The 23,385-nt window shown below is 30.1% G+C and carries 22 protein-coding genes and 1 pseudogene; 8 read left to right on the plus strand and 15 right to left on the minus strand.

The window, feature by feature from the left end:
- Position 1: 1 nt before the first annotated feature.
- The 4 genes from ELQ09_RS06035 to ppk2 all read right to left on the minus strand — a co-directional run bounded on the left by ELQ09_RS06035 (position 2) and on the right by ppk2 (position 5,258).
- Positions 2-1,927 (minus strand): ABC transporter permease, encoded by a 1,926-nt coding sequence (locus ELQ09_RS06035; RefSeq protein WP_134263837.1) that lies wholly within the window; start codon positions 1,925-1,927, stop codon positions 2-4.
- A complete protein-coding gene (locus ELQ09_RS06040; protein WP_070276045.1) occupies positions 1,927-3,099 on the minus strand; it encodes an efflux RND transporter periplasmic adaptor subunit in 1,173 nt (390 codons plus the stop codon). Before ELQ09_RS06040 ends, ELQ09_RS06035 begins: the two co-directional genes overlap by 1 nt.
- 78 nt (positions 3,100-3,177) lie before the next feature.
- Positions 3,178-4,368: a M20 family metallopeptidase gene (locus ELQ09_RS06045; RefSeq protein ID WP_134263838.1), complete on the minus strand. Its 1,191-nt coding sequence runs from the start codon at positions 4,366-4,368 to the stop codon at positions 3,178-3,180.
- Positions 4,369-4,376: 8 nt separating this feature from the next.
- Positions 4,377-5,258, minus strand: coding sequence for a polyphosphate kinase 2 (gene ppk2, locus ELQ09_RS06050; protein ID WP_070316929.1), 882 nt, complete (start codon positions 5,256-5,258; stop codon positions 4,377-4,379).
- 94 nt (positions 5,259-5,352) lie between these two features.
- On the opposite strand from ppk2, the gene ELQ09_RS06055 reads away from it, so the two are divergent.
- The 3 genes and pseudogenes from ELQ09_RS06055 to ELQ09_RS06065 all read left to right on the plus strand — a co-directional run bounded on the left by ELQ09_RS06055 (position 5,353) and on the right by ELQ09_RS06065 (position 9,116).
- The gene (locus tag ELQ09_RS06055) at positions 5,353-7,056 is read left to right on the plus strand and encodes a protein-disulfide reductase DsbD (RefSeq protein WP_070316928.1); all 1,704 of its coding nucleotides are present in this window, start codon (positions 5,353-5,355) and stop codon (positions 7,054-7,056) included.
- Positions 7,053-7,722: pseudogene (locus ELQ09_RS06060) on the plus strand (MOSC domain-containing protein). The gene ELQ09_RS06055 and the pseudogene ELQ09_RS06060 overlap by 4 nt, the downstream one beginning before the upstream one ends.
- Before the next feature lie 50 nt (positions 7,723-7,772).
- On the plus strand, positions 7,773-9,116 hold the full coding sequence (locus tag ELQ09_RS06065; RefSeq protein ID WP_002852070.1) for a sodium-dependent transporter: 1,344 nt from the start codon (positions 7,773-7,775) through the stop codon (positions 9,114-9,116).
- Here ELQ09_RS06065 and ELQ09_RS06070 read toward each other — a convergent pair.
- The 5 genes from ELQ09_RS06070 to peb4 all read right to left on the minus strand — a co-directional run bounded on the left by ELQ09_RS06070 (position 9,108) and on the right by peb4 (position 14,342).
- Positions 9,108-9,983: a 1-aminocyclopropane-1-carboxylate deaminase/D-cysteine desulfhydrase gene (locus ELQ09_RS06070; protein ID WP_134263839.1), complete on the minus strand. Its 876-nt coding sequence runs from the start codon at positions 9,981-9,983 to the stop codon at positions 9,108-9,110. The two genes, ELQ09_RS06065 and ELQ09_RS06070, sit on opposite strands and share 9 nt — an antisense overlap.
- On the minus strand, positions 9,970-10,923 hold the full coding sequence (locus tag ELQ09_RS06075) for an OmpA family protein (RefSeq protein WP_134263840.1): 954 nt from the start codon (positions 10,921-10,923) through the stop codon (positions 9,970-9,972). The genes ELQ09_RS06070 and ELQ09_RS06075 overlap by 14 nt, the downstream gene beginning before the upstream one ends.
- Positions 10,920-12,362, minus strand: a complete 1,443-nt coding sequence (locus ELQ09_RS06080) for a MotA/TolQ/ExbB proton channel family protein (RefSeq protein WP_070316924.1) — start codon at positions 12,360-12,362, stop codon at positions 10,920-10,922. Before ELQ09_RS06080 ends, ELQ09_RS06075 begins: the two co-directional genes overlap by 4 nt.
- A 94-nt stretch (positions 12,363-12,456) precedes the next feature.
- Entirely contained in the window at positions 12,457-13,521 is a 1,065-nt protein-coding gene (gene fbaA / locus ELQ09_RS06085; RefSeq protein WP_134263841.1) for a class II fructose-bisphosphate aldolase, read from the minus strand.
- Entirely contained in the window at positions 13,521-14,342 is an 822-nt protein-coding gene (gene peb4 / locus ELQ09_RS06090) for a peptidylprolyl isomerase PEB4 (protein ID WP_070316922.1), read from the minus strand. The genes fbaA and peb4 overlap by 1 nt, the downstream gene beginning before the upstream one ends.
- A gap of 80 nt (positions 14,343-14,422) precedes the next feature.
- On the opposite strand from peb4, the gene nth reads away from it, so the two are divergent.
- Genes nth through ELQ09_RS06115 form a run of 5 tightly spaced genes read left to right on the plus strand, consistent with a single transcriptional unit; the run spans position 14,423 to position 17,049 of the window.
- Complete coding sequence (gene nth / locus ELQ09_RS06095) at positions 14,423-15,049, plus strand: endonuclease III (RefSeq protein ID WP_070316921.1); 627 nt, start codon at positions 14,423-14,425, stop codon at positions 15,047-15,049.
- Complete coding sequence (locus tag ELQ09_RS06100; protein WP_070316920.1) at positions 15,046-15,696, plus strand: DNA/RNA non-specific endonuclease; 651 nt, start codon at positions 15,046-15,048, stop codon at positions 15,694-15,696. Before nth ends, ELQ09_RS06100 begins: the two co-directional genes overlap by 4 nt.
- Positions 15,697-15,706: 10 nt before the next feature.
- A complete protein-coding gene (locus tag ELQ09_RS06105; RefSeq protein WP_002852232.1) occupies positions 15,707-16,339 on the plus strand; it encodes a trimeric intracellular cation channel family protein in 633 nt (210 codons plus the stop codon).
- Positions 16,340-16,396: 57 nt separating this feature from the next.
- Complete coding sequence (locus ELQ09_RS06110) at positions 16,397-16,837, plus strand: EexN family lipoprotein (protein WP_096703010.1); 441 nt, start codon at positions 16,397-16,399, stop codon at positions 16,835-16,837.
- Complete coding sequence (locus tag ELQ09_RS06115; RefSeq protein ID WP_079005306.1) at positions 16,828-17,049, plus strand: EexN family lipoprotein; 222 nt, start codon at positions 16,828-16,830, stop codon at positions 17,047-17,049. The genes ELQ09_RS06110 and ELQ09_RS06115 overlap by 10 nt, the downstream gene beginning before the upstream one ends.
- Here ELQ09_RS06115 and cmoA read toward each other — a convergent pair.
- Genes cmoA through folP form a run of 6 tightly spaced genes read right to left on the minus strand, consistent with a single transcriptional unit; the run spans position 17,039 to position 23,385 of the window.
- The gene (gene cmoA / locus ELQ09_RS06120) at positions 17,039-17,749 is read right to left on the minus strand and encodes a carboxy-S-adenosyl-L-methionine synthase CmoA (protein WP_079862136.1); all 711 of its coding nucleotides are present in this window, start codon (positions 17,747-17,749) and stop codon (positions 17,039-17,041) included. The two genes, ELQ09_RS06115 and cmoA, sit on opposite strands and share 11 nt — an antisense overlap.
- Complete coding sequence (locus tag ELQ09_RS06125) at positions 17,736-18,590, minus strand: bifunctional riboflavin kinase/FAD synthetase (RefSeq protein ID WP_134263842.1); 855 nt, start codon at positions 18,588-18,590, stop codon at positions 17,736-17,738. Before ELQ09_RS06125 ends, cmoA begins: the two co-directional genes overlap by 14 nt.
- Positions 18,556-19,317 carry a TlyA family RNA methyltransferase gene (locus tag ELQ09_RS06130; protein WP_070316916.1) on the minus strand — a complete coding sequence of 254 codons (762 nt, stop codon included), beginning with the start codon at positions 19,315-19,317 and terminating at the stop codon, positions 18,556-18,558. The genes ELQ09_RS06125 and ELQ09_RS06130 overlap by 35 nt, the downstream gene beginning before the upstream one ends.
- A complete protein-coding gene (locus ELQ09_RS06135; protein WP_079862141.1) occupies positions 19,314-20,318 on the minus strand; it encodes a hypothetical protein in 1,005 nt (334 codons plus the stop codon). Before ELQ09_RS06135 ends, ELQ09_RS06130 begins: the two co-directional genes overlap by 4 nt.
- On the minus strand, positions 20,299-22,242 hold the full coding sequence (ligA, locus tag ELQ09_RS06140; protein WP_070316914.1) for an NAD-dependent DNA ligase LigA: 1,944 nt from the start codon (positions 22,240-22,242) through the stop codon (positions 20,299-20,301). The genes ELQ09_RS06135 and ligA overlap by 20 nt, the downstream gene beginning before the upstream one ends.
- Positions 22,243-23,385, minus strand: coding sequence for a dihydropteroate synthase (gene folP / locus ELQ09_RS06145; protein ID WP_002931927.1), 1,143 nt, complete (start codon positions 23,383-23,385; stop codon positions 22,243-22,245).

A 23,385-nucleotide genomic window follows, 5' to 3' on the forward strand; every position in this document is an offset into this window, starting at 1 on the left:
TTTATTCCTTTGATAATGCACTAATAGGATTTAAATTTGCTGCATTTCTTGCAGGGAAAAAACCAAAAACCACACCGATAAACATAGAACTTAAAAGTCCCAAAAGCACAGAATAGGCATTTAAAATCATAGGAAAATCAGTACTTAAAGTATTAAAAGCAAAAATAACAAAAATCGATAAAATCACACCTAAAATCGCCCCTATAGTACAAATCATAACCGCTTCGATTAAAAACTGCATCATAATATCTTCTCTTCTAGCTCCTATAGCCATGCGTATGCCTATTTCTCTTGTTCTTTCACTTACAGAAACAAGCATGATGTTCATCACTCCTATACCCCCAACAATCAAAGCAATCACAGCCACACAAGCGGTAAGTATGGTTGTAGTGCGTTTATTTGCTGTAATAGCTTGCTTAAAGGTGTCAGAATTAAAAGTAAAAAAATCCTTTTGTCCGCGTTTAATTTCTAAAATTCTTATAATAGCATTTTCAGCCAAAGTTGAACTCACATCATCTTTAACCTTAACTATAATTTCACGCAAATTTCTATCTCCTGTAAGCTTATTCATCAGTGTTGTATAGGGTATATAAAGACGCACTACATTATCTTCTATAGGTTTGTCTGTATCTTTTTGCAAAACTCCTATGATCTTAAAAGGTTGAGAATTAAAAAGTACCACACGACCTAAAATATTTTCACTTTTTTCATCAGGAAAAAGATTTTTTTTAGCATTAAAATCTAGCACAGCAACATTGGTACTATTTTTTACATCATCATTATTTAAAATTCTTCCCGCATCTATCCTTAAACCTTCTATAGCAAAATTATTTACCCCCACTCCTTCAGCTCTTGCACTTAAAGAAATATTGGTATAAGTTGCCACACCTGAAGTATTTGAATGAGCATCCACTGCTTCTAAATATTCTAGGGATCTTAGCGTTTCTAAATCGCTAAAATTAAGCCTTGTTTTACCCGAACGCAAATCCCCAAACCCTTTTCCAGGGCGAATTTCAATAGTATTTGTCCCAAGTCTCGCAATAGACTCAAGCACTTTAGCTTGCGAGCCCAATCCTAAAGCTACAACACAAACTACAGAAGCAATACCTATGATGATTCCAAGCATAGTTAAAATAGAACGAAGTTTGTGCACAAGTATAGAAGAATAAGCTATCTTAAAACACTCAAAGGCTTGATTTTTAAGCAAAGTAAATGTTTTTTTCTCTTTAGACATTGTTTTTAAAGTGAGTTTTTCTTGAGCTTTTTCCTTTTTAGTATCGCTTAAAATTTCTCCATCTTTAATCTCTATAACCCTTTTAGCTTGTGCTGCGATTTTTGGATCGTGAGTTACTAAGACTATAGTATGACCTTGCGCGTTAAGTTTTTGTAAAATTTCAAGTACCATAATACCGCTTTTACTATCCAAAGCTCCCGTTGGCTCATCAGCCAAAATAAGCTCTCCACCATTCATTAAAGCTCTTGCTATAGAAACGCGTTGTTGCTGTCCTCCGCTTAATTCATTCGGTTTAGAATCTAACTTATGAGCTAGTTCTAAATCATTTAAAAGTTTTTTAGCGTTTTGACTTCTTTCTTGTAAATTTTTTCCCGCATAAACTGCAGGTAAAGAGACATTTTCTTTAGCACTAAGCAAGCTTAAAAGATTATATCTTTGAAATATAAAGCCTATTTTTTCACGCCTTAATCTTGCTTTTTCATCGTTATTAAGTTTAGTGACTTCATACTCATCAAAAACATAAGTTCCACTACTTGGTGTATCTAATGTTCCTATGATATTCAAAAGTGAAGTTTTACCACTTCCACTTTGTCCTATAATGGCAACAAATTCACCTTTTTCTATACTTAAACTTACATTTTTTAAAATGGCATTTTCGCCTATATTCTTGCAAATATTTTTAAGAAAAATCATTAAAATCTCAACTTCATTTTAGGAGCTAAGCCATCAGCACTTGAGCTTACTATCAATTCTTCATTTTCATTTACACCTTCTAAAATTTGAGTGTTGATAGAATCTTTAATGCCAAGTTTGACATATTTTTTAACAGCTTTTTGATTTTCTAAAATTTCAACATAATAGCCTTTTGGATCGCTTTTAATTGCATAAGTTGGCACTGCTAAAACAGCCTTTGCACTCGCTACGACAATTTCATTTTGTATACTCATACCAATACGCAAAAAATCATCTTTATTGGCTACATAAAATTTTGCGTAATAATAAATAGCATTTGATGAGCTTGAGCTTGAAGAACTCGAACTTGATGAGCTTGAGCTTGTACTAGAATCACTCACTTCAGTATCAGCTGGATCTATACTTGCAATAGTAGCATGATAAGTTTTTTGAGGATCATTAAGCAAAGAAAAATCAAGCTCTGTTCCTACTTTTATCTTACTCACATCAGCCTCTGCTATTTCCATTCTTACTTCCATTTCGTCTAAATTAGCTATACGGACTATAGTAGGAGTGTTTTGATTAGCATTAACTGTTTGTCCTTCATCTACAGCTACATTAATCACAACACCATCCATAGGAGCAGTAATGGTTGTATAACCTAAATCTTTTTGTGCATTTTTAAGAGTGATTTCAAGCTGAACTACTTGAGCATTAAGCTCTGCAACATTAGCTTTTAAAGTATAATAATTATTTTTTTGAGTTTCTAAATTTTCAAGAGAACTTGCTTTAGCTGCATAAAGTTTTTGCTCTCTTTGATACTGCTTATTCGCAATCTCAAGAGCAACTTTTTTACTCTCTAAATTAGCCTTAGCGCTTTCAAGCTGAGCTTTTGTAATATCTAAATCGTTTTGTTGTTTATCTTTGTCAATTTGAGCGATCAAATCACCTTGCTTTACATGAGTTCCCACATCAACATAAAGTTTTATAATTTGTCCGCTAACTTGAGCACCCACATCGACTTGATCTTTGGCATATACCTTTCCTACTGCCTCTATGGTTTGAGATATATCTTTTTTTTGTATTTTTTGAGTTAAATAGCTGATTTTTTCATCATTATTAAAAAAAATAAAATAAGCCCCAACACTTCCAAGTATTGCAATTAAAATGATTAAAACAATCTTCTTTTTCATAATAACAAATCCTAAAGAAAAATCAAGATTAAATTTTACTCATTTTTTGTGAATTTTTTGTGAATTTTTAATTCTATTTTATAAATTTAAAAATTCTAAAGCCATCATCACATCACCCTGCATTAAAACTTTTAAATTTTCATCATCCCAACAAAAAGTAGAACTATGGTGCAAAGCTAGATGATTTAAATCCTTTGAAATTCCAACAAATACATAAGCTCCCATTCTTTCTCGTGTTAAAAAAGCAAAATCTTCAGCCCCCATGTCAGGTTTAGAAGAAACAATGATATTTTCTTCTCCTAAGACCTTTGCAAAAGCTTTTCTTGCTATTAAAGCAGCTTTTTCATCATTAATCAATGGAGGAAATTCTTTAGTATATTTAAGCTTATAATCTCCACCATTAGATTTTGCTGTAGCAGCAGCCACTTCTTCTAGAGAACTTTTTAAAATATCTTGTGTTTTATCATTTAAAAAACGCACAGTTCCTTTTAAATAAGCATTTGTAGGAATAACATTATAAGTAGTTCCTGCACAAATTTGACCTACGGTAATCACCCCTGCTTCATAAGGGGCTAAACGCCTAGAAACAACACTTTGTATATTATTTACAAATTGCGTTGCCATAATTATAGGATCTATACAAGTATGCGGATGAGCTCCATGTCCTCCTCTGCCAATAAATTCCAAATCAAAAATATCCGTTCCAGCCATCATTTCGCCACTTACAATTTGAGCAGTATTTTCAAGCAAAGACCCCCATAAATGACAACCAAAAACCGCATCAACATAAGGATTTTCCAATACACCTGATTCTATCATAGGTTTAGCTCCACCGCTTCCCTCTTCTGCGGGCTGAAACATAAATTTAATCGTGCCACAAAATTCATCTTTGAGCTCATTTAATATCAAAGCAGCTCCCAAAAGTCCTGCTGTATGTCCATCATGTCCACATGCGTGCATCTTACCATCAATTTTTGAAGCATAACTTAGATTAGTTTTTTCTTGTACAAGCAAAGCATCCATATCCGCTCTTAAAAGAACGCATTTTGGTTTTTTCTGACTCTTCTTTTTTCCTTCTATAGTAGCTAAAATTCCTGTTTTTGCAATATTTTTTTGATATTTAATGCCAAACTCATCTAAAATTTTACACACTAAACGAGCTGTATTTTCTTCTTCAAATTCAAGCTCAGGATGCATATGAATTTGATGTCTTAAATCAACTACTTTATCATAGTACTTTAGTGCTAAATTTTCAACCAGCTTTTGCATTCTTTTCCTTAATCTAAATCTTTTATTTTTTCATCTGCTTTTTTACTGTCAAGTTTTTCCAAATTCGCCTCCATTTTTCGTATTTCTTCTTCTCCGCTACGCACTAATTTTGCATCAATTTTGGAAAAATCTCCAGTTTTTTTATTTGGATATTCTACCTTAGAAAGTATAAAACGCAATAAATTTAATCTTGCTTTTTTCTTATCATCAGAAGAAATAATAGTCCAAGGACAAGTTGGAGTATTAGATGCTAAAAGCATAGAGTATTTAGCTAAAGTATATTTATCCCATAATTCTTGCGATTTTTGATCCACAGGAGATAATTTATATTGTTTAAGTGGATCACTTCGGCGTTTTTCAAAACGTTTTTTTTGCTCATCTTTTGATACTGAAAAATAAAATTTAAAAAAAATAATATCACTATTTGAAATCATATTTTCAAACAAAGGCACCTCTCTTAAAAAATCCTTATGTTGTTGCGGTGTACAAAAACCCATAACCGGTTCTACTCCTGCACGATTATACCAAGATCTGTCAAAAATCACAATCTCACCGGCTGAGGGCAAATGTGCTATATAACGCTGAAAATACCACTGTGTTTTTTCCACATCACTAGGTTTTTCAAGAGCCACAACACGGCAACCACGCGGATTTAAATGCTCAATCAAACGTTTAATCGCTCCACCTTTTCCAGCCGCATCACGCCCTTCTATAAGTATAAGAACCTTTAAACCTTTGGCTTTAACATGATTTTGAAATTTCAAAAGCTCAATTTGCAAATTCTTTAAATCTTTTTCATATTCTATTGTACTTTTCTTTCTTTTAACAGAAACATAAATTTCATTCTTTTTAACAGCCACTTGCGTTTTTGGAGAATTATTTTCTTGCATTTTCAAACCTTTATAAAGTATTTAAAGCAAATTTACCATAATAAATTATAATTGAAGCTAAAAATAAAGGAAAAAATAAGTTTTTAGGAAATTTATGCGTATTTTTGGTATTATTTTATTAAGTTTTTGTTTATGTTTTGCTTCTATATTGTCTTTAAAGGAAGCTTTTAATGTAAAATCAAACTCTTATAATAACTCTATCTCAATTGATATTGAACTTGGAAAAGATATTTATCTTTATTCTAATAAACTTAAATTATATATAAACGAAAAAGATATAAGTTCTTTGATTAATCTACCTCAAAGTTCTACAAGAGATAATGAAAATGTTTATTATCAAAAATTAAATTTAGCTTTGCCAAATTTATTACTAGAGCGCTTTGCAAAAAATACCACAAATTTAATCAAACTCGAATTTCAAGGTTGTTCCGAACAAGGCTTGTGTTATAATCCTCAAACTTGGTACTTTGATCTCATTTCTAAAAAAGATGCTTTTGAAATTTCAAAACCTTACAAAACTCAAAAAACAGATAAAAAAACTAAAATTGAATCTGAAGAAAGCTCTATAGCAAATTTTTTAGCAACAGATAACTTTTTTTGGATTTTGCTAAGTTTTTTTGGCTATGGACTTTTACTCTCCTTAACACCTTGTATTTTACCTATGATTCCGATTTTATCTTCTCTTATCGTAGCAAAAAGTAATGCTAAATTTTCAAAAAAATATAGTTTTTTTCTCTCTTTTATCTATGTTTTTTTCATGTCTTTAGCCTATGCTATTGCTGGAGTTATAGCAAGTTTTCTAGGAGCAAGTATTCAAGGAATTTTACAAAAACCTATTATTTTAATTCTTTTTGCTCTAATTTTCATAGCTTTTGCTTTTGCTATGTTTGGAGCTTTTCGTTTTGAATTGCCATTAAAATTTCAAACCTTTATACATAAAAAAAGCGAAAAAGGGAAAGGAGTTTTAGGTATAGCCATCATGGGATTTTTATCTGCTTTAATAGTAGGTCCTTGCGTAGCAGCTCCTTTGGCAGGTGCTTTAATTTATATAGCCAATACGGGCGATGCTTTGTTAGGTGGTAGTGCGCTTTTTATCATGAGTTTTGGCATGGGCATACCTTTGCTTTTCATAGGCTTAGGATTAGGTTTTATTAAACCTGGTTTTTGGATGGAAAAAGTAAAAATTTTCTTTGGTTTTGTTATGTTGGCTATGGCTATTTGGATACTTTCTAGAATTATTGAAGAAAATTACATTTTAATTGCCTATGGAATTTTAGGAGTATTTTTTAGTGTCTTTATGGGAATTTTTGAAAAAAGTTTTACAATAATTTCTAAAATTAAAAAAAGTATTTTAATTCTTATTTTAACTTATTCTCTAAGTATTTTCCTAGGGGGACTTTTTGGGGCTAAAAATTTCTTAAATCCTTTAAATTTCAATACTATATCTGCTTCAAAACATGCTTTAAGCTATGATTATATCAACAATTTTGAACAATTAAAGCAAGAAATACAAACAAATACAAAGCCCATAATGCTTGATTTTACTGCATCTTGGTGTGAAAATTGCAAACTTTTAGATGAATTAACCTTTAGCGATGAAAGAATCATACAAGAAATGCAAAATTACAAACTTATCAAAGTTGATGTAAGCGAAAATAATAATGAGCAAATTAAAACCATGAAAGAATTTAATGTTTTTGGCCCACCTGTTTTAATTTTCTTTGAAAATGGAAAAGAAAAATTAAAAATCACGGGTTTTATCAGTGCTGATGATTTATTAAAAAAACTAGAACCATGAAAATTCAAAGTTTGCAAATAGGTAAAATTAAAAACTATAAAAATTTCCAAAACGTATTTATTAAAGATACTTATCTAGAAGAAACACAAATTAATTTTCTAGGTATTTTAGATGATCAAATAGCTGATAAAATTCATCATGGAGGCTACCATAAGGCTTATTTTTGCCAACTCTTGTCAAAACTTATTATATATGGGAAAGATTTCTTAATAAAAAGCTAAATTTTGGCTCAATGGATGAAAATGTGAGCATCGATGGGCTTTGTGAACAAAATGTTTGCATAGGTGATATACATCAAATTTCAAATGCAATACTGCAAGTAAGCGAACCTAGAAAACCTTGTGTAAAAATTTCTAAAATTCACAATAATTCAAATTTTACACATGAAATTTTTAAAACGGGTTTGAGTGGATGGTATTATAAAGTTTTACAAGTTGGACAAATACGAAAGCATGAAAACATTAAAATTTTAGAAAAAAATTCTACTTCACTTAGTGTATTTGAACTCGATCAACTTTTTTACTCCCTACATCAAGCTCTTAGACAAAATCCGAATTTATTAGATAAATTAGAAAATTAAACTCTTTCATATCTCAAAATTGGCACGAAACGATACACAAACGCTTAAAAAATACTTACGATATAAGCTATATGGATAGCTTATAAGTTTTTAAAGTTATTTTTAGGTAAAATAATTCTTTTTTGAAAGGATAATCATGCAAAGACAAACATGGAGCAGCACACTAACTTATATTCTAACAGTTGCTGGAGCAACCATAGGGTTTGGAGCAACTTGGCGTTTTCCTTATCTTGTAGGAGAAAATGGTGGCGGTGCTTATGTATTAGTTTTTTGTATAGCTATGATTATCATAGGCATTCCTGTTATTTTAGTTGAAAATGTCATAGGCAGAAAAGCGATGACAAATAGCGTAGATGCTTTTAAACAAAAATGGCAAAGTATTGGATATATGGGACTTTTAGGAAGCTTTGGCATAATGGCTTACTACATGGTACTTGGAGGATGGGTTTTAGTTTATATTTGGGAATTAACCCTAGGGAATTTTAGCCTTGCCAATGTAGTAAGCAAAGAATTTACTCATCAGTTTTTTAACGACAAAATAGCCTTCAATCCTTTAGGAGTTGGTATTTTTACCACTGTTTTTGTAATTATTAATTATATTATTTTAAAAAGAGGCATTATAGATGGTATAGAAAAATCCGTAAAATTTTTAATGCCTTTATTATTTATCTGTCTTATTATTGTTGTGGGACGCAATTTAACCCTTGATGGAGCTATGGCTGGAGTTAAATTTTATCTTGAACCTGATTTTAGTAAAATTTTATCACCAAAACTTTTAATCGATGTTTTAGGACAAGTCTTTTTTGCTTTATCCTTAGGTTTTGGGGTAATGATAACACTTTCATCTCATCTTAATAAAAATGAAAATATGGCAAAAACCGCTATTTATACAGGGGTTTTAAATACTATCATAGCTGTTTTGGCTGGTTTTATGATTTTTCCAGCACTTTTCTCAGCGGGACTTGCTCCAGATAGCGGGCCTTCTTTGGTTTTTGAAACTTTACCTATAGCATTTTCTCATATCCATTTTGGCACCATTGTGTGTATTTTATTTTTTGTCTTACTCTTGATTGCAGCTTTAACCACAAGCTTGCCAATTTATCAAGTTATTATTAGCGTATTAGAAGAAAAATTTAAATATTCTAAAAATCTTTCTATTAACCTAACTCTAGGGTTTATCTTCATACTTGGCAATCTTCCTTGTATTCTAACTTATGGGCCTTGGCGTGACATTGTTATCATAAAAGGAAAAAACATTTTTGATAGTTTTGATTTCATTAGTGGAAATATTTTGTTTGTTTTAACTGCATTTTTTTGCTGCATTTATGTAGGTTGGATTTTAGGCAAACAAGAAAGTCTAAAAGAACTTAGCAATAACAATACACTTAAAAGTTCATGGTTTGGAATTTGGTTTTATTATGTAAAATATATAGTACCTTTGATTATTTTAATCATTTTTATCTATGGAATTTTAAACTAATTTTTTAAATTTATATCTCTCTAACATAGTGAGATTTCCTAAAATTCCACCTTGATGTATATAAAGCAATGGTTTTTTCCACTCTTGTTTTAATGCTATACTTAATCCTAAAATATCATACAACAAATCAAATTCTATATTGCACTTTAACTTTAAATCCATATAAAGCTCATAAAATTCTTTATACGGTCTAGCAAAGTGATATTTTTTATCACTTGTTAAAAATTCTAAATTTGAAAAATCATAGCTTGGATCTAATGTTAAAATTTGTTTTTTAAGATATTTAATATCACCTACACAAGCGCAAGTAAATACTTTAAATTTAGAATACTTTGCCAAAAAAGCTGCCGAAGTGCCTGTACCCGAAGGTAAAAAAATATCAAAATCAAGCTTTAAACTTTGACTTTGCATTTGAATTTCTTGAGCAAGTTCCATATAGCCATATTGAGCTTCTAAATTAGCTATGCCTTGTTCTATAAAAATATCATCTTTTTTACACAAAGAAAAAGCAAATTGCTTTAAGGATAAAGAATGGATATTTTCTACAAAATCAACACCATTTTCTAAAGCTAAAGCATAGTTTCCACAAGGATTATTCTTAAGAAAAGTAGAAATTTTTTCACAAGCAAAAACAAGCTTATATGATCTTTGTTTAGCAAAAATACTTAATGCCGCCAAAGCATTACTTTGGCTTCCTCCATAACTTACAAAAGATTGATTTTTAGGATATCTTTGATGGATATAAAAAGCAAGTTTCCTAGCTTTATTTCCATTAATTTCTCCTAATAAATCATCTCTTTTAATATAAAATTCAAATCCGTTAAAATTGATTTTTTGTATAGGACTAATTGTTTTAATGAAATTCAAAGAATTTTTCTACATCCTTTAAAGCATTATCATTTTTAATGCTAAATTTTATTTCTATGCGACGACTCTTATCCTTATCTTCAACTCCGTTGACAAACACAGGATCTGAAAAAGAACGTCCACTTGCCATTAAAAGCTTTTGAAGCTTATCACCCTTATAAAAAGTATAGATAAAATTCATCACCTCATAAGCTCTTTTTTGCGACAAATCTAAATTATAAATATAAGATCCATCACTATCAGTATGTCCTTCAATAATGATATTTTCAATGTTAGAAAAAATTTTTGGATCTTCAAGAATAGCATCAAAATATTCGCTTAAGATTTTTCTCAAACTTGCCTTTGCCTCATTTTTTAACATATAAGAATCTTTATCAAAAAGTACTTCAGCAGGCAAAGAAATAGATCCTGTCTTTTCATCTATAGTGATATTATTATCAAGTTTGCTTTGCAATTCCTTGCTTAAATTTTCACGAATCAAACCAAGATTTTGTACCTTTTCTTTAGCTTTTTGAAAATCTTCTTGTAAATTTTTAAGCTCTTCATCTTTTTTCTCTAGTTGACCTAGTAAAATCAAAATTTGCTTATCTTTATTATCTAAAGTTGAGTTCAAATCTTTACTTAACTGCTTGTAATTTGTAATATTAGCCTCTAATTCTGCTTTTTGAGAATTAGCAAGATTTAAAGCACTAGAAGCATTGTTTAAATCAGAACTTAGTTTAAACACTATGGCTTCTTTATTTCTAAGCTCTTCTTTGCTCTCCTCTAAGCGCGCCTCTTGTTTATTGAGATTATCTTTGATTTCTTTTAAATCACTTTGAGTTAAAACATATTTTACAACAATAGCACCTATTAGCAAAATAAAAACAAACATCAATCCTGCCATTAAATCAGCATAAGCTATCCAAAAATTGCTATCTTCTTTTGACTCATTTTTCATTTATTTTCTTTATCTTCATTTTTTAACTCATCATTGCTTTCTTGCTTAGATATTTCTGCTTGAATTTCATCTTGATTTTCTTCAGTCTTAGACTCTGAAAAATCTTCTATTTGTTTGGTTTCATTTTCTTTATTCTGATTTTCACCCCCAGAAAGCTTGCTCATCATTTGACTTGTTTCTTCATCAAGTGCTTTCATTTCTTTTTTAAGCTCATCCATCATTTTGATTTTAGCATCGATACTTTTTTCTTCTTCGTATACTTCTTTAAATTTATGCATACCTTCAAACAAGCTTGCTTTAAATCCCTCAAAAACCTTTTCTTGACTTTCCAACATTGCTTTTTCATAAAGTTCAAAATTTTTACCAAAACGCTCTACTTTTTCATCGAATGCACTTAGCGTCTTATCAAGATGATGAATTTTATCACTACTGATATCGAGCAAGCGATTATATTGTTCTGACATTCTTGTATTGATTTCTTTTAAATTTTGATTGAGCAAACCTATACCATTTAACATTTCACTATAAAGCTTTCCAAGATCGCGTTGATCTCTTTGTGCTTTACTAAGCTCACCCATGGTTTGTTTGATGTGTTCACTACTTAATCTAATAGCCTTTTCTTCTACATTTAGCATATCTTGGAAAATACCAAATTTTCTATCAATAGCATGATCAAGCTCTGCAAAAAAATCATCATTACTAACTTGTTTAAAAATTGCTCCAATTTTTTCAAAATGTTGCAAACTCTCGGTTAAATATCTTTGATCAAGCTCTTCTTTTGTCCAAAAAAATCCACTTGTAGCGTTTTTTTGACGATTTAGTAAACGATCTATTTTACTTTTACCATATTTTTCAAAAAACATCCACCATAATGCAAGAAAAATTCCATAAATTGAAACATAAAAAGCAGTTCCTACTCCACTTAACAAATCTGCAATTTCTTGTTCTAAAGCGGCTGTATCACTAGAGCTAAAATTTGGCATTGAAAAAGCTATGCTGATAAAAGTCCCTAAAATTCCCATCATTGGAAAAATTGCCGAACCTATACTAGCAAAATTCTCATTTCTTGCACCTTTAATATATGTATAAGCAAAGTCATCAAAATTGGCATTTGATTTTGTGTCTTTACCTATGGCAAGAAAATGCCTCATAATATATCTTTTTAAAGCCTGTTTAAATTCATCTTTTTGTTGTTCAAAAATACTATACGCATACTCAGCACTATGTCTAGCAAAAATCAATGCTGTAAAAAAAATCACACCTGTCATAATAACCGTATGTAATTCAACCTTAAAGTCAATTACATTAAAATAACCCAATAAAATCAAAATATAAAGAAAAGCTGGAATAAAAATAATTTTAAAATAAACCAAAGAACCTCTTGCATCTTTGCCTTCAGGCAAAACAAGTTCTGAAATTTCATCTGATTTAATATCCATGAAACCAATACCTCATTAAAAATTTTATTTTAAAGATTGCTACTTAATTTGATAAAAATTTTTAAAACAAAATAAAACTAAGCCTTTAAAATGCTTAGTTTTTGTTTATACAGTTTAAATCTTCAAAAGCGACTTCAAGACGCTTTATCATGCTTTCTTCACCACTTCTTAACCAAACACGCGGATCATAGTATTTTTTATTTGGCTTGTCATCACCTTCTGGATTTCCAATTTGTTCTTGCAAATAAACCCTATTTTTAAGTTCATATTCACGCACCCCATCCCAAAAGGCCCACTGAGTATCTGTGTCAATATTCATCTTAATTACGCCATAACTTACTGCATCTTTAATATCTTTTAGCTCACTACCGCTACCGCCATGAAATACAAAATTTATAGGCTTATCGCTATTTAAAGCAAATTTATCTTTTACAAATTTTTGCGAATTTTTTAAAATTTCAGGTTGTAAACTAACATTTCCTGGCTTGTAAACTCCATGTACATTTCCAAAGCTTGCTGCGATTGAAAATTTATCACTAATTTTTCCAAGTCTTTCATATGCAAGTGCTACATCTTCTGGTTGGGTATAAAGCTTGGAATTATCAATACCTGTATTATCCACTCCATCTTCTTCGCCACCTGTACAACCTAGTTCTATTTCAAGCGCGACACCTAAAACATTAAGTTTTTGAAGATAAACTTCACAAGTGCTAAGATTTTCTTCTAAACTTTCTTCGCTAAGATCAAGCATATGAGAACTAAATAAAGCTTGTCCATGGGTTTTTTTATATTGTGCATTTGCCTCAATAAGCCCATCAATCCAAGGCAAAAGTTTTCTTGCAGCATGATCAGTGTGTAAAATCACAGGTACACCATAAGCTTTAGCAAGTAAATGCACATGTTTAGCCCCACTAATTGCACCTAAAACTTCTCCATTAGGACAATTTTTCCCTGCATAAAATTTTGCCCCGCCATTTGAAAACTGGATAATAACTGGAGAGTTAACTTTTTTTGCAGCTTCTAAAACTGCATTAATAGAATCAGTTCCTACAACATTAACAGCAGGGATAGCAAAACCTTCTGCTTTGGCATAATCATAAACTTTATTAAGCTCATCTCCGCTAATCACCCCTGCTTTTACAATGTCTAAAACACCCATTATTTATATTCCACTTTAGCACTATTTAAAAGATCTTGGCCTTTTTGATTGATAACTTTTTTAAATTCTTCAAATTTAAGTCCGTTTTCAATACCTTGTTTTACTTCATCAAATTTGATTTGACCTTTAGCCTGCGAATTTTCTTTTAAGATTACATGATAACCAAAATTCGTTTTTACCGGAGTTGTAGTAATAGTACCATTTTTAAGTGCGAAAGCAGCATCTGTAAAAGGCTTTACCATAGTTGATTGATCAAACCAACCAAGCTCACCACCTTGGTTTTTTGAACCTGGATCAATTGATTTCTCTTTAGCAAGCTCGCTAAATTTAGCATCTAGTTCTTTACCTTTTAAACCTTTAAGTTCGTTAATAATATCCTTAGCCTCCTTTTCTGTCGCTACTAAGATATGTTTTGCTTGCACTCTTGCAGGTTTTACATATTTGTCTTTATTTTGATCATAAAAAGCTTTAACTTTAGCCGCATCAATTTTAATAGTATTTAAAATTTTCTCTTGATAAACATTAACAAGTATTGCATCTTTTGCACGATCAAGTTCTTTTGTGTATAAAGGATCTTTTTCTAAATTTTGTTTTTTAGCATCTTGCAAAATTAAATCTTGCATAATATATTGCTGAATAAGAGCTTTTTTTTGATTATCTGGCAAAGTTTTAAAATCCTGTCCTCTAAGCATAGGGGCGAAAAATTCACTTACTTCTGTATCACTAATGCTCTTGCCATTAACGGTGGCTACCGTAGCTGCATTTACATTTAAAGCTACACCTGCAATCAAAGCTGCTGTGACTAAAGAAAATTTTTTCATTAGGTTTCCTTTTTAATAAAATGTATATAAAATCAATTATATCTAAACTTGGTTTAAAGCTAATTAACTAAAATTAAAAAATGAAAAGAAATTTAGAAATCAAAGAACTTTTTTTAAAACATTTTGACAAGCCTGTAACAGAGCTTAAATTTTCAAACCTATACGAGCTTTTAGTCTGTGTGATGCTTTCAGCCCAATGCACTGATAAAAGAGTCAATCTCATCACTCCTGATCTTTTTAAGGCTTATCCTGATATCAAATCCCTTGCAAATGCAAATTTATCAAGCCTTAAAACCTATATACAAACTTGTTCATTTTTTAATAATAAAGCACAAAATCTTATAAAAATGGCAAAAGCAGTTTGTGAAAATTTTAACGGAAAAATTCCCCTTGATGAACAAAATTTAAAATCATTAGCAGGCGTAGGACAAAAAACCGCTCATGTAGTTTTAATAGAATGGTGCGGAGCAAATTTCATGGCTGTAGATACTCATGTTTTTAGAGTTTCTCACCGCTTAGGACTTAGCAAAGCAAAAACTCCAGAAGCTACGGAAGAAGATTTAACAGGCATATTTAAAGACAATCTTAACTATCTTCATCAAGCCATGGTTCTTTTTGGACGTTATACCTGTAAAGCTAAAAAACCTTTATGTAAAGAATGTTTTTTAAATCATCTTTGCAAAAGTAAAGATAAGGAACTTAAATGAAAATTTTCATCTTTTCACTAGCTATATCTCTTAATATTTTTGCCTTAGAACCTTACAAGCCTAGTGCTAATTTTTCTTCTTATTTTAACAATATAAACTGTTCGCAAATCTTAGATAAGTTTTTTTATCTAAATTGCTATGATTATAAACTCAAAGGTACAAAAGCCGTTGCTTATAAAATAGAAGCTTCAAATTTGAAAGATAAGCAAATTAAAAAACGGCCGCGCTTTGAAGATGATACAAATATTCCTAAAAAATACCGCACTACTTGGAGTGATTATAAAAACAGCGGCTACACGCGAGGACACACTGCACCCAATGCTTCTTTTAGCTTTAGTAAAGCTGCTCAAAATTCAGTATTTTTAATGAGCAATATTACCCCACAAATTGCTCAAATAAATAATAAAATTTGGAGTGAAATCGAACAAAGAGAAAGAAGTTTAGCTTTAAAATTTCAAAGTATCGAAGTTTTAAATTTAGTACTTTACGATAAAGAACCACAATACATTAAAAACCGTATTGCTATACCAAGTTTTTATGTAAAAATTATTAAAACTCCGAAATTTAAAGAATGTTATCAAGTACCAAACCATGAAGTAAATGATGAAAATATTAAACAGTATCAAATAAATTGTGATAAATTTTAAGGTATAAATTATGGAGATAAATGCTCTTACGATAACCACTCTTTATATCATAGGTATTTCCGCAGAAGGAATGACAGGGGCTTTAGCTGCAGGACGCCATAAAATGGATCTTTTTGGAGTTATTTTTATTGCTCTCGTAACAGCAATTGGAGGTGGAAGCATACGAGATGTGCTTTTAGGACATTATCCTTTAACTTGGGTTAAACATCCTGAATATATTATTTTAATCTGTTTTTGCGCCCTTGTAGCCACAAAAATTCCACGCGTAGTAACCAAACTTGAAACTTTATTTCTAACTCTTGATGCTATAGGACTTGTTGTTTTTAGCATACTTGGAGCTCAAATAGCTATAGATCAAAACCATGGGTTTATCATAGCCGTTGCTGCTGCTGTAATTACCGGTGTTTTTGGTGGAATTTTAAGAGATATTTTATGTATGAGAATCCCCTTGGTGTTTCAAAAAGAAATTTATGCAGGAATTGCCATAATTGCAGGAGCAATCTATTATTCTCTAATAATTTGGCTTGAGCTTAATGCCCTAGTTTGCACACTTTTAACTCTTTTTATAGGAGTTTTTGCAAGGCTTTTAGCTATCAAATATCAATGGTCTTTACCTATTTTTTCTTACAATGAAGAAAAATAATTTATCGTTGCTTTATACAAGTTTGCTAAGATGTTAAAAATTTTAGGAGATTGATAAATGCGAAGAATAAGTATTTTACTTACGATTTTAATAGTTATCAATATAACAGCTTGCGATAACAAAACAGAAAATTACTACAAAAATCATCTTAGAGAAGCAAAAGAAAAAGCGAAAGAATGCAAAGAAAGCGGAACTATTAGCGAAGATTGTATTAATGCATTAAAAGTTGGTATTAAGCCAACAAATGAAGAGAGTAAATACAGTCCAAACATACCAAAAAAATCTGATAATCAAATATTAGAAACTTTAAAACAAAATGATTTAGAAAAAGAAAAAACCACAAAAGATATTAACCAAAGTTCAGAAAATAATAAAAGTATTATAATACCACCTATAACAGAAACACCTTCTGAAATTTATCCTTCCAAAACAACAGAAAACAATCAAAGTTCTATCTTTAGCGATGATATCAATATAACACAGGAAAAATTACCATGAAAATAACTCTTTTTTTAAGCCTTATTGGTATATTTTTTGCAGCATGCGAACAAACCAAAAGTGTAGAATATTATCAAAATCATCCTGAAGAAGCAAAAAAAAGAAGTTTAGAATGCAGACACAAAGCTATCATCAGTCAAGATTGTGTTAATGCATATAAGGTAGGTTTTCCAAAAGATGAATGGGAAGATGAAAATATTTCTAATCCTTAAAAGCTATGAAAGTTTCAAAATTCGCCCATTTAAAAATACTTTCTATTTTCTTAAAACCTGCCTTTTCTAGCATATTTAAATTTTCTTTTTGACTATAAGGAATTAAAACATTTTCTAAAGCTTCTCTTTTAGTTGCAATTTCAAACTTAGAATAGCCTTGTTTTTCTTTATAATCAGCATAAAGTTCTATGATATTTTTAGACAAAAAAGCATCTTCATAAAGGATTTTTTCACTCATAATCAAAATGCCTTTAGAGTTTAAATTTTTATAAATTTTATCAAGCAATTCTTGTCTTTTAGGAGGGCGAATAAACTGCATGGTATAATTTGCCACAAAAACATCGCAAACAAAAAAATCAAACTCACATAAATTAGCTTCAAAAAAACTTATATCAAGTCCATAAGCTTTAGTTTTTGACTTTGCAACTTCAAGCATAGAAGCAGAATTATCCACGCCAAAAAGTTTAAAATCCTTTCTTAGATTTGCCAAAAAAATCAAAAAATTAACACTTGAGCAGCCTAAATCACAAACACTTGCACTTGTAGGTAAAATTTTAGCCAATAAATTAGCACAAAGTTCTAAATTTTCTCTATAAAATGGTACAGAACGATTGATCATATCATCAAAAACACTAGCCACGCTTTTATCAAATTCAAATTGTTTTTTAGGGCTTTGTTTAAAAAGTTCATCTTTCATCATTTTTCCTTAATAATTCTCTAGCTTGTTCTATGTCTTTGGTAATTTGATTTTTAAGTTTTTTTAGATCCTGAAATTTTTGATTCTCTCTTAGAAAAAATATAAACTCGAGTTCAAAAAACTCCCCTTGTGTGAAATTTTCACCCAATTCTTCTAAAATATGACTTTCTATAGCAAAATTTTCATCGCTTGATCTTACACCTAAAAAACTCACACTTTTATAAATATTTTTTTGGCTTTTTAACAAAGTAGCATAAACACCATTTTGAGGCAAAAAATAGCCTTTACAATCTAAATTTATAGTCGCAAAAAGTTCCTTAGAACCCAAACCTTGTCCTTTAATCATCTTCCCTTTGATGCTATAATCTCTTCCTAAAAATTCTTTTGCTCTTTGCAAATTTGCTTTTGATAAAAAATCCTTAATTAAACTTGCATGAACACCTATTCCACCTATGCTAAATTCATCAACTATTATAGTTTTTATCCCACTTAAAGACTCAATATCTTTAGCACTATAAGCCCTATTTTTCCCAAAAGAAAAATCATATCCCACTACTATAAATTTTAAATTGACAAATTCTTTTTTCAAAAAACTTAAAAAATCTTTACCATCTAAAGATTTTATACTTTCAAAATCCACTTCTATAACTTTTTTTCCTGAAATTTCTTCTTTTTGACGATTTGAGCAAAGAAATTGACCCTTAAATTTATTAATAACTAATAAAGCCCCATTCTCATCTAAACATTTTACAAGTTTTAGATGTCCTAAATGCACGCCATCAAAACAACCTATAGCCAAAGAGGTAATATTAATTTTTGATATAGTAGTAAAAATATTCAATATTGCCTTCCTTTCCTTTAATGCTTGATTTTTGCGTATTTTTTAAAAGCCAACCTAACTTAGCACATGCTTTTTCAAAATCCATTCTTGTTTTTAAGATTGCCTTGTCATCTTTTAAAACACCCTTTTTATCTCTTTTGATATTTTTTCCCACTTCAAACTGAGGTTTAAAAAGTAAAATAATTTCCTTTAAAGCCAAATTATCGATATAATAAAGTAAATTAATAAGAGAAATAAAACTCACATCACAAGTAATAAGTTCAAATTTTTCTTCACTTTTAAAGGCTCTAAGATCTGTATTTTCATATAAAATAATTTTTTCATTTACTCTTAAACTTGGATGGAGTTGATTACTACCCACATCAAGAGCAGTGATTTTTAAAGCCTGATTTTCAAGTAAAATTTGCACAAAACCGCCCGTGCTAGATCCTATATCAAGACAATTTTTATGTTTTATTTCAATATTATTTTCTTCTAAAAAATTTTTTAATTTCAAAGCTGCTCTTGAAACATAAATTTCACTTAAAAGATCCAATTTTAACTCATTGGTTAAAAGTATATCTTCAGGATTTAAATCTTGCGTTTTTTTTAAATTTTCTAAAAAATTTTTCACATCAAAAGAAGCTTTAAAACTTTTACCATTAAGCAAAACCTCTTCATTTTCTATAAGCTCTAAGGCTTTATTTCTACTGATATTTAAACGCTTTGAAACAAAAAAATCAAATCTCATTTTAAACTCTCATTTATTCTTTTTTCTAAGTCTTCTTTTTCTTTAGAAAACCACCAAATGCCTATTTCAAAAGCATTTTTTTTAAAAATTTCTCTAAGATCTTTAAGATCTTTTTCAAAAAGATCTTTTTCTTTTTGAATTAAACTTAAATTATGATCTTTTAAAAAATCAAAATTATTCATCCATAAAAGTATTTGTTCTTGTTCGGATTTTAAGGCATTATTTCTTTGCTCTTTTAAAAAATAACTTCCTAAAACCATGATAAAACACAAAAATAAAACAATTATTTTTATCTTTATTTTCAAAACAAAATTAAAAACAAAAGCTAAAAGAGAACAAAACATAAAAAAATTAAAAAAATCAAAAATAAAATTTAAAACCCTAAATCCCAAATATCCAAAATAAGAAAAAATAAAAAATTTTAAATTTGAAACAAAATACAATAATTCAGATAAAAAATCAAAATAAACAAAAGAAGAACTTTTATAAGCGATGATTTTCCTAGAAAAAAGTTCTAAATTTAAAAGTTCATTGTAAGTAAAAAAAAGCCCATAAAATGCATAAAATAAAGCAGTAAAAAAACTAGCGATAACAACTATTCTAAAATCATTATAAGCATTATCTACAAATTGCAAATGTAATTCTTTTTTTAAAAATATCATCAATAAAGGCAAAATTATAAATATAAAAACAAAATCAATTTTTTCAAGATTTAAAAAATTTAAAAATAAAGAAATAAGTCCAAAAATCGCCAAGAAAAAACTAAAAATATAAAGATAAAAATCCCCCATACTAATACGATAAAACAAACTCCCCTTAATCAAAGTAGCTTCTTTTATAATATTTTTTCTAAGCTTTAAAAATAAAAAGAATTCCCAAAAAAGTGTTAAAAAAATAGGAATTAAAAAAAATAAAGAAAAAGCACTCCTTTGCCAAGTTAGCAAAAAGCCAAAAAGGCTTAAAAGCGTTAAAATATAAGAACTATTCTTTAACAAGCTCATTAAAAGCACTTTCATCTATACATTTTACTTCAAGCTCTTTAGCCTTACTAAGCTTAGAACCTGCCTCTTCTCCAAAAAGCACATAGTCAGTCTTTTTAGAAACTGAGCCGCTTACCTTACCCCCAAGCTTTTCTATCAAAGCCTTAAACTCATCTCTTGGGCGTGAAAGAGTGCCTGTAATTACAAAAGTTTTACCAAAAATCACACCATCGCTTTTGATTTCAAGTTTTTCTATTTTCAAATTTAAAAGCTTGTAAAACTCATCAATTCTTGTACGATTAACACGCGTAAATTCGCAAAGACTTAAAGCCATTTGCTCTCCAAAACCTTCTAAATTGGCATAAGCTTCAAAGCTTTGCTTGTGCCACTCTTTACCAAAACTTAAACTTAATTTTTTAGCCGCAACCTCGCCAATATGCTCTATTCCTAAAGCTGTGATAAAACGAAAAAGCTCACATTCTCTTGCTTGTTCTATGGCATTTAAAAGATTGTTAATTTTCTTTTCCTTAAAGCCTTCCAAACCTTCAAAATCACTAAATTTTAAATGAAAAATACTCTCAAGTGTAGTGATTTTTTTGTGCTTGTATAAAAGCTCTACTATATTTTCTCCCAGTCCGTCGATATTAAGACATTTTTTAGAAACAAAATGAATGATAGAATTTACAAGTCTATCTTCACAGTCTATATTTTGACATTTTATTAAAGTTCCTTCATCTAAAAGCTCACTTTGGCAAGTAGGACAAAGCTTAGGGCGTGAAATTTCCATCTCTAAACCTTCTCTACGATCTTTAAAAACCTTAGTGATTTTAGGGATAACATCGCCACTTCTTATCACGCTTACAAAATCATTGATTTTAACATCAAGTCTTGCAATCTCATCAAAATTATGGAGTGTGGCTGATTTTACTACAACCCCATCTAAATTTACAGGTTCTAAAACCGCCACAGGAGTGATCACTCCACTTCTTCCCACTTGTAAATTTACACCTATTAAACGCGTGGTTTTTTCAAGTGCAGGAAATTTAAAAGCTGCCATAAATTTTGGAAATTTTACCGTATAGCCTAATTCTTCACAAAGTGCAAGATCATCAATTCTTACCACCATACCATCCATCATCATAGGCTTTTTTTCTCTTAAAGCTAAAAGCTCATCATAAGCTTTTAAAACCTCGTCTAAATTAACACAAAGTCTTACAAAATCATCTTTTAAAAAACCGAGCTCTCTGATAAATTGCATCACCTCGCTATGTTTGGTAAAATTTAAGGTATTTTCCCCTACTCCCCAAGGATAAAATTTCAAATTCCTTTCTTTGGTGATGCTTGTATCAAGCTGCCTTAAACTCCCACTTGCAGCATTGCGTGGATTGGCAAATAAACTTTGATTTAAAAGAGCTCTTTTTTCGTTGATTTTCTCAAAATCATCTTTTAAAATCACCACTTCTCCACGAATTTCCATCCTTTCTTTATAGGCTATATTTTTAGGTATATTTTCTATCTCAAAAACATTAAGCGTTATATCCTCACCCACTTCGCCATCGCCCCTAGTGGCACCGCTTACTAATTTACCATTTTCATAAAGCAAATTTAAACTCGCTCCATCAAATTTAGGCTCTATAAAAAAGTTTTTTTCACATTTTGTGCGTTTTGCCCAAGCCCTAAGCTCACTCTCATCAAACACATCTTCCATCGACCACATACGCTTTAAATGAGCTATTTTTTTAAACTCGCTTTGTATAGTAGGAGCTATTTTTTGCGTTGGAGAGTCTTTTGAAATTTCATCTTTATTTTGTTCTTCAAAAGCTCTTAATTCTCTGATTAAAGCATCGTATTCTTCATCGCTAGCCAAGGGTTCATCTTTTTCATAATATGCCCTCATCCACAAATTGGCTAAAGCAACTTTTTCTAAATACTCTTCTTTTTTCATCTAAACTCCTATATTATCCATTGCCTGCGCTAAAGCAAAAAGTTGTTTGTGCTCATATAAATCATGCACTCTTATAATACTAGCACCATTTTCAAAAGCCTTTAAATGCAAATACAAAGTTCCTGCTAAACGATCTTTAATCTCGCTTTGAAAATACGCATTAATCACACTTTTGCGACTCGCACCTATAAGCAAAGGCTTGTTAAATTGCAAAAAATGCTCTAAGTGTTTGATTAAAATCATATTATGCCCCGCACTCTTTCCAAAACCAATACCTACATCTAAAATACTTTCTTTTACTCCAAAACTTTCTAAAAGTTCAAGTTTTTCTTTAAAAAATAAAGTCATCTCATCAAGTAAATCTTCATAAAAAGGATTATCTTGCATGTTATTTGGATTGTTTTGCATGTGCATTAAGCAATATTTTGCCTCATATTTACTTGCAAGTTTGGCTAGATTAAGATTTCTTAAACTTGTAATATCATTAATGAGTTTAAAACCCTTATTTAAAGCATATTCTAGACAATATTCATCAAAACTATCTAAACTAAAAATCGCTTTTTCATGATAATTTTTCTCATAAATTAAGTCAAGTACTTTTTTCAGTCTTTTAAATTCCTCTTCCTTGCCACAATACTCACTCCCAGGTCTTGAACTTACCGCACCTATATCGATATATTCAGGCTTTAAAGCAAGAAAGTCATTAAGCCTTTTTTCAAAGTCTTCTTCACTCACACGACTTTTTGCATTAAAACTGTCTTCATTGACATTAATCACTACCATAAGCTCAGCTTTTTTTGGTTTTAAAAAATCTTTTTGCAAAAAAAGAGCCAAATTTTTAAGTCCAAAATCTTGAAGCTTTTCTTTAGCAATAAGCTTTTGAATTTGTTCTTTACTTGCCATTAAAAGTGCATTTGAATGAGTGATTTTTGCAGTAATTACTTCTTTATGAGTAATAAGTTCAGCTCCTACTCTTAAAGCATCTTGTTTTAAAATATTTGCTGCAGGAGTGGAAATATCTTTGATAAAAATAAAATGAATTTTTGTTTTTTCACTCATAATCTTTTGTCCCATTTTATGGGGATTTATGAAAGAACAAAGCAAATTAAAATCGGTATTTGGATTGATTTTAAAAAATTTCAT

The organism is Campylobacter sp. CH186 (genome assembly GCF_004378925.1).
GTDB lineage: Bacteria > Campylobacterota > Campylobacteria > Campylobacterales > Campylobacteraceae > Campylobacter_D > Campylobacter_D jejuni.